The following is an 11,929-nucleotide window of genomic DNA, read 5'->3' on the forward strand; positions in this document are numbered from 1 at the left end:
CAACCGGTCTCAGCGCGATTGCCAGGCGAGCGAGAGCCGTCTCCGGACCCTGTCCCAGAGGGCGACCAGCCCGTCCGGTTCCAGGATCAGAAAGAGGATGATGAGCGCGCCGAGCACGATGCGCTGGCTCATGTCGAGCACGCCGGAATCGAAGAGGTCGCCGAGCAGGAAGCCGCCGAGGCGCGACAGCACCAGCGGGAAGACGACGATAAGCGCGGCACCCAGGAAAGCGCCGCGGATCGAGGCGAGCCCGCCGATGATGATGATGAACAGTATCTGGAACGAGCGGTCGAGGTCGAAGCCCGCCGGCTCCACGGTCCTCAGATAGGCGAACGCCCAGATGACGCCGGCGACGCCGATGATGAAGGACGAGATGGCGAAAGCGAGCAGCTTCGTCTTCAGCACCGGAATGCCGATGATGCGCGCCGCCGTGTCGTTGTCGCGGATGGCAATGAAGTTGCGCCCAGTCTGCGAGGTGACGAGCCTATGGGCGAGGAAGGTGATGACGACCACGACGGTAAGCGCGAAGAGATAACGGCCGACCGCGCCGTCGAATTCGAAGCCCGCGATGGAAAGCTTCGGCGCATCGATGACGCCTGACGCCGAGTCGTTGGAGAACCAGCTGAACTTGGTCAGCGCCCATTGCACGAAGAACTGCGCGGCGAGCGTCGAGACCGCCAGATAGAAGCCTTTCAGCCGCAGGCTGGGCAGGCCGAAGACGATGCCGATCGCGGCGGCCACGAGGCCGGAAAGGATGATGCTGGCGACGAGCGGCAGGCCTTCGATACGCAGGTTGAAATTATAGGCGGCGAAAGCGCCGGCCGCCATGAAGGCGGCGCTGCCGAGCGACACCTGGCCGGCATAGCCGGTGAGGATGTTCAGCCCCACGCCCGCGAGGCTGAGCGCCAGGAAAGGCAGCAGGATCGCCTCGAACAGGTAGGAGTTGCCGATCAGCGGGATGACGACATAGGCGAAGACGATGAGGAGCAGCAGCGCCAGCCATTTCGGCAGGCTGGCGGCCGGAGCCAATTGCGTGGTGATGGCGCTCATCGTCAGACCCTTTCGACAAGCTTCTGGCCGAACAGGCCTGATGGGCGGACAAGCAGGAAGACGAGTGCCACGACATAGGCGAACCAGCTTTCGATGCCGCCGCCGAAATAGTCGCCGATATACACCTCGGCGAGCTTCTCGCTGGCGCCGATCAAAAGCCCGCCGACAATCGCACCGAGGATGGAATCGAAGCCGCCAAGCACCAGCACCGGCAGCGCCTTGAGCACCACCAGCGACAGCGAGAACTGGACCCCCAGGCGCGCGCCCCAAAGCAGTCCGGCCACCAGCGCGACGAGGCCGGCCGCAGCCCACACGCTGGCCCAGATCAGCGGCAGCCTGAGCCCGACGGCTAAAGCGGCGAACTGGTCGTCGGCCACGGCGCGGAAGCTCAAGCCGATGCGGGTGTAGCGGAAGAACAGCGACAAGAGCAGCACCATGGCCGCGGCCACCGCGGCGGCGAAGATGTCGAACTGGCTGATCAGCACCCCGCCGACTTCCAGCGGCACGTCCTCGATGCCGAGCTCGAGGCCGTGGACTTGCGTGCCCCAGATGAGTTGGGCTGCGCCCTCGATGATATAGGAGAGGCCTAGCGTGGCCATGAAAAGCGTGATCGGCTGCTTGTTGGTCAGCGGCCTCAGCACCGTGCGCTCGATGCCGATGCCGAGCGCCACCATGATGGCGAAGGTGACGGCCAGGGCCAGCGCGAACGGGACGCCGCGCTCGACGAGGCTAACGAAGGTCAGCGCTGCAAACAGGAGCAGCGCGCCTTGCGCAAAGTTCAGCACGCCGGAGGTCTTGTAGATCAGCACGAAGCCGATCGCGACCAGCGAGTACATGACCCCCGAGAGCAGGCCGCCGGTCAGCACTTCGAGGAAGAACTGGTAGTCGAAGTCGCCGATCATATGCCTGCCCCCTCTTCATTGTCGGAGGCGACGCCGAGATAGGCGTCGATGACGCGCTGGTCGTTCCTCACCTCGTCCGGCGTGCCGTCGGCGATCTTGCGCCCGTAGTCGAGCACGGCGACGCGGTCCGACAGGCCCATGACGACGCCGACATCGTGCTCGATCAGCACGACGGTTGTGGCGAAGCGGTCGCGCGCGGCGCGCACATAGGCCGCCATCTCGCTCTTCTCGCCCGCCGTCATGCCGGCCATGGGCTCGTCGAGCAAAAGCAGCCGCGGTTCGGCGACCAGCGCCCGAGCAAGCTCGGCACGCTTCTGCAGGCCATAGGGCAGCGTGCCGGCCAGCCGGTCGCGGACTTCGGTCAAGTGCAGGAATTCGAGAACCTGGTCGGCGCGCCCGCGCTGCTCCTGCTGCTCGCGGCGGGTGCGGCCTATGCCGAGTATCTGTCCGGCGAAGTTGGATCTTGTCCTGTAGGCGAGGCCGGACGCGACATTGTCGAGGACGCTGAGCCCCTTGAACAGAGCGAGGTTCTGAAAGGTACGCGCGACGCCGAGATGCGCCAGCCGTTGCGTGGGGACCTGGGCATAGCGCGCGCCGTAGAGCCGGACGTGGCCGCGATCAGCCCGGTAGACGCCGCTGATGACATTGATCAGCGAGCTCTTGCCGGCGCCGTTCGGGCCGATAATGGCGCGTATCTCACCCGGTCGAACCGACAGATCGACATCCGCCAGCGCCACCACGCCACCGAAAGACAGCCCTATGCCCTCAAGGGCAAGAAGCGGCGCGGCATCTTCCGCCGCAGGCTGTCGAGGCCTGTCGCCGTGAGCCTGCCGCTGAGCGGCCGGCAGCCCTTGCGCGAAGATTTCCGGCGCATAGACCGAAGCCTCGATCGCCCCGAAAGCATGGTTGGATATCGGCATTCCATCGTTCCCCAACTGTAGCGAAGGCACGCACGGTCCCGGCCGCGCGCCCGACCGGCGCGCGGTTCATCATCGTCGGCTGGCCGGAGTGTCTCCGGCCGGCGGCTGGCGTTGTTATTCTGCGGCGAGCGCCGCCGCGGCTTCCGCGTTTTCCAGCTCGCGCACGAGCGGGATGACATATTTGCCGAAATACTCGACCTCTTCCTGGAAGTGCAGGAAGCCGAGCAGGATGAGGTCGGCGCCGGCGCGCTTCAGATCGACGATGCGCTCGGCGACCTGCTGCGGCGTGCCGATCAAATTCGAGCGGAAACCGTCATTGTACTGCACCAGATCGTCGAAAGACGACTTCGCCCAGTTGCCCTCGCCTTCCGGCGAGGCCTTGCCGGCATTCTTGACCTCGTGGCCGAAGGCATTGACCGCTTCCGGATTGGCCTTGGCGATGATTTCGGCCAGCACCGCCTTCGCCTCTTCCTCAGTCTCGCGCACGATGGCGAAAGCGTTGACGCCGACCTTGACCGAGTGGCTGTTGGCCTTTGCCTTTGCCTGGATGTCGTCGACCTGCTTGGCGATCTCGGCGGGCGTGTTGCCGTTGGTGAAGTACCAGTCCGAAACGCGCGAGGCCATGTCGCGCGCCGCGCGCGACGAACCGCCCTGGAAGATCTCGGGCAGCGGCTGCGGCGGCTTCGGCTTCAGCGAATACTGGTTGAAGCGGTAGAAGTCGCCGCGGAAGGTAAAGCTTTCCTCGGTCCAGATACCACGCAGCGCGCGGATGAATTCTTCCGAGCGGCGATAGCGCTCGTCATGGTCGAGCCAATGCTCGCCGATGGCATGAAATTCGCCACGGAACCAGCCGGAGACGAGATTGATGGCGACGCGGCCATTGGTGAGATAGCTGATGGTGGCGAGCTGCTTTGCCGCCAGCGCCGGGTTCCACGGCCCCGGCAGGATCGCGGCGATCACCTTCAGCGTCTTGGTGGCGGCGAGCAGGTCATGGCTGAACGATACCGACTCATGCTGCTCATCGGCGCCATAGCCGGCCGTGAAGCGGATCTGGCTCAGCGCATAATCGAAGCCCGCCTGCTCGGCGACCTGCGCCAGCTTGCGGTTGTACTCGGCCGAGTGGTTGGTCCTCTGCTCGATGTTCGAAATGACAAGGCCACCCGAGACGTTCGGCACCCAATAGGCGAATTTGACTGCGTCACGATCGTTCTGAGGCATGGAGATCTCCCGGTTTGGCCTGTCCCAACGATTGATCCGGACGTGGCCGGATTTCGCCGCTAATTATTAGTCTACTGAGTATATATACAAAGTAGGATTTTCCGTTTTGATGGCCCTGCCCGGACGGAAATACCAATTCGCTTGCCTGCACCGTCGTGGATTTTCAGCGCCCGCTCACGATCGACGACAGGGCGCCGAGCCGGCTTTCGATCTCCGAGGCGACCGCTTGCGCGTGACGCGCCACTTCCGGCAGGCCCATCAGCTCGCCGAAGGTGCCGCGTGCCAATGGCCCGGCAATGAAAAGGCCAGGCACAGGCTCGCCGTCCGGACCGACGGCGCGGCTGTCGCGCCCGGTTGCAATGCCGAGCCCGTGGCTGTCGATCCGGATCAGGCCGGCATCGCCAAGCGAGCGCAGCGCCGGATTGGTCCGCAGTATCTTGCCATGCGCCGGCCCCGTTGTGTTGATCACCGCGTCGAAATGCATCGTCTCGAATTGCCTTTGGCCGCGTCGGCGCAAAGTGATGGCCAGGCCGTTTCCGTCGTCGTTCGAGGCCACAAGGCTCGCGGCGATATTATCGAACGTGCCCTCGGTGCAGCGACGATCGAGCACCGCCTCGACCTGCGGCGCGATGCGGAAGCGATGCACGTCCCAGAACGCGCGCAGCCGCCGCACCAGCCGGGTGCGCTGATCTTCCTTGAGAGCGGACCAGATCACCGGTCCCTGCAGCCGCAGCTGATCGAAGACCGACTGCCAGTTGACGCCGCCGGCATCGGCCACTGCCAGCGTCGAACGAATTTTTTCGAGCAATCCGAGCGCGGTCGTGGCCGGCGTGGCTGTGAAATCGCCAAAAGGTTCGCCACGCACCTGCGGGTGTCCGCGCGAACGCAATCCGTGGCGTGAGACGGCCAGGATGCGCCCGCGATGGCCGCGGCGATCGAGCTCGGCAACGGTGTCGGCCGAGGTCAGGCCGGAGCCGACGATCAGCACCGACGCTTCGGGAGCGATCGAACCGAGCGCATCGCCAGAGTAGACGTCGGCCACGAAACCATCCGCATCGGCGATCGGCTCCAGCGCGGCCGGAACATCGGGCGACGGGTGCGTCATGGCGAGAACCACCATGTCGGCGGCGATCGGTTGACCGGAAGCGGTCACGATCCAACCGTCGCCGTTGCGCTTCACGTCGCTGGCATGATCTCGAACATGGCGGATCGCTCCGCTGGCGATATGCGGAGCCAGTTGCTCGGCAACGTAGCGGCCGAAGACCTGGCGCCTGGGAAAGATGTCGCCGTTGCGCCATACCGCATCCGGGTCGCGCCCGGCCTCGCCGTCATGCGCCAGCCAGCGCGAAAAATGCTCCGGCTCGTCCGGCGACAGGCTCATCCTGGACGCTGGCACGTTGACGCGATGCGACGGCTCCTCGCTGGAATAGGCCAGCCCGCCGCCGAGGAACGCACGCGGCTCTATGATAGTGATCAATGGCCGCGCGGATTGGCGCGCGAGATGCCAAGCCACGGCTGCGCCGGAGAAGCCGCCGCCGAGAATGGCGACATGGCTGCGCGGCCGGGGCGGCAGCGCGTTCACGAGGCGCTGGCGAGCGATTTCGGACGATGGTCGCCGGCGATCGTTTCACCGAAAGGACCGGTGTTGACGGACGAGCCGGGCGCCTTGACCTGATGTTCGGTCGGCAAATGCGGCAGCACCAGCTCGCCGAAGCGATAGGCTTCTTCAAGATGCGGGTAACCCGAGAGGATGAAGGTATCGATGCCGAGCCGCCTATATTCGTCGATGCGCTCGGCGATCGTCGCGGGATCGCCGACCAGCGCCGTGCCAGCGCCGCCGCGCACCAGGCCAACGCCCGCCCACAGGTTCGGGGCGATCTCCAACTTGGCCCGGTCGCCGCCATGCAAAGCGCTCATCCGCGCCTGGCCGACCGAGTCCATGCGCGCGAAAACCTTCTGCGCCGAGGCGATGGTCGCGTCATCGAGCCGGCTGATCAGCCGGTCGGCGGCGGCCCACGCCTCCTCTGTGGTCTCCCGGGCAATGACATGCAGGCGGATGCCGAAGGAGAGCTTGCGGCCGGCCTTTTCGGCGAGCTCTCGCACGCCGTCGAGCTTGCGCCCGACATCGGCCGGCGGTTCGCCCCAGGTCAGATATTTGTCGATCTCCTGCGCCGCCACGGTCGATCCCGCATCGGAAGACCCGCCGAAATAGAGTGGTGGATAGGGCGTCTGCACCGGCGGGAACAGCAGGCGGCCATCCTCGATGCGGAAATGCTTGCCTTGATGCTCGACCGTCTCGCCGCTCAGCACGCGCTTGTAGACCTGCAGGAATTCCTGCGTCACCTCATAGCGCTCGGCATGCGACAGGAAGATGCCGTCGCCCTTGTTCTCCAGCGGATCGCCGCCGGTGACGACATTGATCAGCAGACGTCCGTTCGAGATACGATCGAGCGTTGCCGTCATGCGCGCCGCGAGCGTCGGCGACTGCAGGCCGGGCCGCACCGCGACCAGGAAACGCAACCGCTCTGTCAGCGGCGCCAGGGCCGACGCGATCACCCAGGAATCTTCGCAGGACCTGCCCGTCGGCAGGAGCACGCCGTAATAGCCAAGCGTGTCGGCCGCCTGCGCCACTTGCGTCAGATAAGGCAGGTCGACCGCCCGGCCCCCTTCCGAGGTGCCAAGATAGCGACTGTCGCCATGGGTCGGCAGGAACCACAGGACTTTGATGCGGTCGGGGATTTCGGCAGCCATGTCCATCCTGCTCAATGAGGCAAATGATTTTCCTACCAGTGGCGCCAGCCGCGCGCTGGCCGCTCATCAAGCATAAGTCTAGTTCACCTGTAGAGATTGTATTTTCTATTTCGGAACCAGAGGGTGAAATTTCCTTATCGAAGGACACCCGGTTTAATGCGGGGCGGCCGCAGCCGCGTATCGGAGTTGAGCGTCGTCGCGCCAAGGTCTGCTTCTGGGCGAGAGTGATGCCAGCCCGTATGTCTGAGATGAGGCGCATACTTGCCGTCAAATTCGGCGTCCTTCACTGGTTCGTTCACGTATTCCGGAGAAAATTACTGTGCGAGTTGATGGATCCTCGTTCCCGGTACGACAGCCTCAGCTATTTCACATAGATGCTTATGGTGCGTCAGGTAGATGACCTGACCTGTGTTTGCCATCGCTCCGAACAGCCTGAAAACCTCCTCCGAGCGAATATGGTCGAACGTCTCCATGATGTCGTCGGCGACGAATGGGACCGAGGGCCGAAATTGCGCGAACTCGTAATAACCGGCGAGTCTTAGGGCAAGGTACAGCTGAAATCGTGCACCCTTTGAAAGCGCTTCGGTGACCTTGGATTGCCCGTCACCCTGCACAGCAATGAGAACCTCACCACCTCTTACAGGCTGGGTTGTCAGCCCCGAATACTGGCCACGCGTCATTAGCTTGAACGCGTCTGATGCGCGCGCCATCATGCCGGAGCGATGGCTCTCACGGTAGATCCGCAAAGCATTGCCAGCCGACATGATGCCAAGCTTCAGCTCTATGTAGCGAACGGCCTTCTCCTCGATTTCCAGCAGGGTTGTGCGCCGTTCAGCATCCAGGCGTGCAACCGCACTATCACCGCCGATGGCGTCCAGCTTGTCGGCCGCGCGCGTCTGCCGGATCAGCTGTTGCTGGATGGTTTCATCGAACAGGCGAAGCCGCTGCTCACCCTCAGCCTTCTCGACCGCGAGGCCGTCGAAATCGATCGCGTCCAGGATCGAGCGGGCCTGCTCGAATCCGTCGACCGCGAGCTCCGCCACTATCCGTTCCTCAAGTTCGGCGACGGTGGTGCGCAAGCCATCGCGCTCACGCAACAGCTCATCGCGTTCGACTACCTCGGGCAGAGTGGCGACACCAAAGACGCCCAGCACCTCGTTCTTGCGGCGTTCGTGTGCCAAAATCTCAGTGTCGAGGATGTCGCGCGCCTCCTTGAGGCGCTTCAGGTCGTTGCCGAGGCTTGCCTTCGTTTCACGTGTCCGCTCGGCACGCTCTAGGCGCTCGGCAAGGCGGATGGCCAACTGCTCCGGGTCGGTATCCTTCGTCGGCTCGTCGGCTTCAACCGCAACGGCGATGACCTCGACCAGAAAATTGGCCCTGTCGGCCTCCATCTTGTCGATACGCAGCTGCAGGTCGTCCCGTTCCTGCAGGCTTCTTGAAAGTTCGGCCAATTGATCGAGCACAGTGCCGACGCCGGATGCGGAGAGCCCGCTTTCGAGCCAAGTTCCCTTGAGTGCTTCGGTAATGCCGGCCAGCCATTCCTCCTCGCGACGCTCCGCCACACCTACTGCAACCCGTCGTGCCGCTAGATCCTCTTCTTTGGAGCTCACCATTCTGAGCGCCTCGGCATACTCGGCGTCCACCTTGCGCTGCCGATCCAGAAACGGCTCCGCGATGGCCATGATTGCTTCGAGGGTGTCGTTGGACTCTGATACAATGCCGACGCTTCCCAGCACTGCTCTCATTTCCAAGCGTATCTGCTCGCCGGCGTCAGCGGCTCGCTCGGCCTTCAAGCGAGCAAGTTCGATCTGCTCCCAGGCAGCGAGCGCATCGCTGCGCGCCTCGATCTGATCCTCGATCCTTTCGATCAGGCGCTCAGACGAAGGTTCCACGGCGTCTCCGAGCAGGTCCCTGGCGGCCGCGCGGATTTCCAACAATTGGGTATCCACATCCTTGCCGAGCTGTGTGCGTTGGATGCCGTTGCGTGACAGGTTGGCCGCGGCCTCGGCCAGCTCGCGCGTAGTTGCCCGGATCTCAGCCAGATCCGCCGCGCCGGCCAGCCGGCCTGCGCTGGCAATGTCATCGCGCGCCAATGCCACGGCGAAGTCGTCAGCGGTGTCACCGGTCAGCGCTGCGCGGTGCGTTGCCCACGCATCATCGCGAACTCGGCGGATGGCGGTAGCCGCTTCATCGTCGACAATGTCGCCCGAGGCACGAAGGGCATCCAATCGTGCGGCGAGCATGGCATGGTTGCCCTCGTATTCAGCAAGGCGTTCGGCAAGTACGGCGGTGTTCCTTGCCAGTTCTGACGCTACCGTCTTCCAGGCGGCAATCTGCCCGGCGCTCGGAACCGCGACGTTGGCGAGAGCGAGGGCATCTCCGTTCCATGGACGCAAGCGCGCGAGCGCCGCCTTCCATCGGATTGTTCCCGCATCTTCCGCCTCGCGAGCCGTCCTAATCTCTGCCTGGTGTCCGCTTGCTCGCGCTTTCGACAAAGCCGAGCCCAGCCTTGCCCTGGCAGGTTCGGGCACCGCCCTTTCCTCGCCGACCCGCTGCCTTGCCACCTGCAGCGCATCGAGTGCCGCCGCGGCTTCGTCGCGAGCGGCACGCATCCCGGTAGCAATCCCGGACCTCTGCTCGACCATGGCGCGAACGACGCCAACGGTGACGGCAGGCAGAAGCAGCGCGCCAGGATCCGCCTCGGAAGATCGGCCCAAGGCGGCAAGGCAGCTCGCCACGCTGTTGTTGAGGATTTGCAGCTCCATCCTGCGAGTGGGCAAGTCAAAGCCAGCCGCGGTATGGCGCACCTTGCTCTCCGCCAGCCCGCGAATGCGTTCGGAAATCGACAGGATCGGTTCGTCCTCGTCGACCGCAGTGACTTTTTCCGCCAGGCGCTCGGTCTCGTCGATGTTTGCGGACAGCCGCGTTCTGAGGCTGGCATCGTCATCGATCAGTTCGGTGACACTTCCCGTCGATGTCCGGGCTGGGGAGGCGATGTCCGGCAGCTGATCCAGCCGGGCAATCTTGCGCCGGATATCCGCCAGCATCGGCGCAGCACGCACGTAACGAGCAAAGGTATCCAGCCTGGCCACCAGCACCGCCCGATCGCTGATGGTTCGGCCGTACTGCTGCGCTGCATCGAGACGTTCGGCCTCCAGGCCCTCGTAGGTTGATGCAAGGGTGTCGATCGCATCCCTGCGCGACTTTACGTCAACAAGGCGCTTCTTCAACAGCGCCAGTTCGGTTCCATGCGCCTGCTTCCGATACAGAGCGTCTGCTTCGGCCTCGAGGGCGTTCAACGTATCACTTGCGTTCCCAAGACCGGCGCTGGCCGTGAACAGAAGCTTGCCGAGGTCGCCCCGCGACTCCAGGATAGATTTTCCGCCGGCTTCCAACGTCTCGTCATCGAGTGAGAACATCGTCGTGTAGGCGTCGCGCGACAGACCGGCGAGATGCGCCGTGATCGCCACCTCGCTTACCGGTTGGCCCGTCGCATTCAATAGCGAATTACTGCGCTGTTTCGTACGCGTGAACGTGTGTTCGGAGCCGGCCAGTTCCAGCACCCCGCCGATGCGCATGGCACTGTACTCGTGCAGGAAGTTGTAGCGGCTCCGTTCCTCGATGCCGAACAGCAAGTCTAGATAGGCCGAAAGCGCAGTCGATTTGCCGGCCTCATTCAGGCCAAACACGATATGCAGATCAGGTCCGGATTCCGGTTTGGGTCCGAAGTCGATCGAACGATCGGTGAACTTTCCATAACGAATGAGGTCAAGGCGCCGCAACCTCATGACGATCCACCGGCCTTAAGGCGGGCAGTCACCAAGTCCGCGCCCTTGGAAAGCACCTGATCGAGGAACTGTTCCAGCCCGGCTTCGTCCGTCCCAGCAAAATCCCGCCCGTCGGCCGGAAGGTCGGCGACCATCTTTTGGACGAACGCCCTCGCCTCAGCGCGGAAGGCCTCCGAGGTGGCATCGGCACGCATTGATTGCTCGAGTTCGAAAATCGGATCAGCAATATCCTCGGCGGTCTCCGTCCGAGGCGGCGCGAGGTCAAGCTCGAGCTTCTCCACCCACGTATGGCCTAGCTGTTCCGCAGCCTGTTCGGCTTCGGCAAGAAGGAGGTCCCTGTCGCGGATCAGCGCCCACATCAGTGGTGACGTTCCTGTCAGGCCAATGCGAGCCACAGCATGACGCGATCGGACGGTTGCCCGCATCTCTTCGAGTGCGAAGCGAACACGCGCGACGGCCTCGGGCCACTCCACCGCTCCGGTAAGGTCGACGCTCACCCGTTCGAACTGCGCAACGCTGGTCAGCCGTTCCTCGATCTCCACCGAACGGTCGTGGCGCACCGTCACCAGGGTGACTGATTTCTCACCGGCCTCGTTGATATCCCTCCCCTGCGGTATTCCCGGCATCACCACGGCACTGGCGCCAGGATGGACTTGGCGAGCATGGATGTGGCCGAGGGCCCAATAGTCGAAACCGTGGGCGTGCAAGTCAGCGATGCTGCAGGGCGCGTAAACGTCGTGACCTGGCGATCCAGCCAGACTGGTATGCATGATGCCTATGTTGACGGCCCCTTCACGAGCCGCCGGATATTTGGTTAACAGGCTGTCCGGCGCCTTAGGGTTCGCAAAGCTCAAACCATGGAATACGACGTCCAGACCGCCGGCTGTCTGCAATACCGACTGAGCACGACCACCAAAGATGGTAACGGTGTCGGGAAATACCAGCTGTTTGGAAATCCGCGACAGGGCGTCATGATTACCGCGGATCTTGAAAACCATGATGCCGGCCTGGTGCAGGCGTGTCATCTGCGCGCCCAAGAACCGCGCTGTCTTCATTGAAGTCTGGTCGCCATCGTATAGGTCGCCAGCAATGACCAACGCGGCCACACGTTCCTCAAGGCAGAGATCCACTATCGAAACGAATGCCTGGCGGCTGGCGTCGCCCACCAGCCCGGCAAGATCGGGATTTCGCATCGCCAGCGAACGAAGCGGCGAGTCGAGATGGTCGACCGTGAACAATCCGAGCCCTAAGCGGCGACCGGCTTCGGCCGGATTTGAAGCAGGGCAATCAAGAGCGACAA

At 63.6% G+C, this 11,929-nt stretch carries 8 protein-coding genes; all 8 read right to left on the bottom strand.

Annotated elements, in window-relative coordinates:
• Positions 1-9: 9 nt before the first annotated feature.
• The 8 genes from EOD29_RS29655 to EOD29_RS29690 all read right to left on the bottom strand — a co-directional run bounded on the left by EOD29_RS29655 (position 10) and on the right by EOD29_RS29690 (position 11,822).
• The gene (locus tag EOD29_RS29655) at positions 10-1,050 is read right to left on the bottom strand and encodes a branched-chain amino acid ABC transporter permease (RefSeq protein WP_127248694.1); all 1,041 of its coding nucleotides are present in this window, start codon (positions 1,048-1,050) and stop codon (positions 10-12) included.
• A 2-nt stretch (positions 1,051-1,052) separates the two neighbouring features.
• A complete protein-coding gene (locus tag EOD29_RS29660; RefSeq protein WP_164763866.1) occupies positions 1,053-1,949 on the bottom strand; it encodes a branched-chain amino acid ABC transporter permease in 897 nt (298 codons plus the stop codon).
• Positions 1,949-2,872 (bottom strand): ABC transporter ATP-binding protein, encoded by a 924-nt coding sequence (locus EOD29_RS29665; RefSeq protein ID WP_127248696.1) that lies wholly within the window; start codon positions 2,870-2,872, stop codon positions 1,949-1,951. The genes EOD29_RS29660 and EOD29_RS29665 overlap by 1 nt, the downstream gene beginning before the upstream one ends.
• Before the next feature lie 114 nt (positions 2,873-2,986).
• A complete protein-coding gene (gene sfnG / locus EOD29_RS29670) occupies positions 2,987-4,090 on the bottom strand; it encodes a dimethylsulfone monooxygenase SfnG (protein WP_127248697.1) in 1,104 nt (367 codons plus the stop codon).
• A gap of 163 nt (positions 4,091-4,253) precedes the next feature.
• Positions 4,254-5,672, bottom strand: a complete 1,419-nt coding sequence (locus tag EOD29_RS29675) for an FAD/NAD(P)-binding protein (RefSeq protein WP_127248698.1) — start codon at positions 5,670-5,672, stop codon at positions 4,254-4,256.
• Entirely contained in the window at positions 5,669-6,841 is a 1,173-nt protein-coding gene (gene ssuD, locus EOD29_RS29680; RefSeq protein ID WP_127248699.1) for an FMNH2-dependent alkanesulfonate monooxygenase, read from the bottom strand. The genes EOD29_RS29675 and ssuD overlap by 4 nt, the downstream gene beginning before the upstream one ends.
• 314 nt (positions 6,842-7,155) lie before the next feature.
• Positions 7,156-10,629 carry an AAA family ATPase gene (locus EOD29_RS29685; protein ID WP_063169422.1) on the bottom strand — a complete coding sequence of 1,158 codons (3,474 nt, stop codon included), beginning with the start codon at positions 10,627-10,629 and terminating at the stop codon, positions 7,156-7,158.
• Positions 10,626-11,822 (bottom strand): DNA repair exonuclease, encoded by a 1,197-nt coding sequence (locus EOD29_RS29690; RefSeq protein WP_127248700.1) that lies wholly within the window; start codon positions 11,820-11,822, stop codon positions 10,626-10,628. The genes EOD29_RS29685 and EOD29_RS29690 overlap by 4 nt, the downstream gene beginning before the upstream one ends.
• Between the last annotated feature and the right edge of the window lie 107 nt (positions 11,823-11,929).

The sequence above is a fragment of the Mesorhizobium sp. M1A.T.Ca.IN.004.03.1.1 genome, assembly GCF_003997555.1.
In the GTDB taxonomy this organism is placed as follows: domain Bacteria; phylum Pseudomonadota; class Alphaproteobacteria; order Rhizobiales; family Rhizobiaceae; genus Mesorhizobium.

What these genes read in the sequence shown, in the direction of transcription:
- EOD29_RS29655 (WP_127248694.1), bottom strand. Translation starts at nt 1,050, where the DNA reads ATGAGCGCCATCACCACGCAATTGGCTCCGGCCGCCAGCCTGCCGAAA.
- EOD29_RS29685 (WP_063169422.1), bottom strand. Translation starts at nt 10,629, where the DNA reads ATGAGGTTGCGGCGCCTTGACCTCATTCGTTATGGAAAGTTCACCGAT.
- EOD29_RS29665 (WP_127248696.1), bottom strand. Translation starts at nt 2,872, where the DNA reads ATGCCGATATCCAACCATGCTTTCGGGGCGATCGAGGCTTCGGTCTAT.
- ssuD (WP_127248699.1), bottom strand. Translation starts at nt 6,841, where the DNA reads ATGGCTGCCGAAATCCCCGACCGCATCAAAGTCCTGTGGTTCCTGCCG.
- sfnG (WP_127248697.1), bottom strand. Translation starts at nt 4,090, where the DNA reads ATGCCTCAGAACGATCGTGACGCAGTCAAATTCGCCTATTGGGTGCCG.
- EOD29_RS29690 (WP_127248700.1), bottom strand. Translation starts at nt 11,822, where the DNA reads ATGCGAAATCCCGATCTTGCCGGGCTGGTGGGCGACGCCAGCCGCCAG.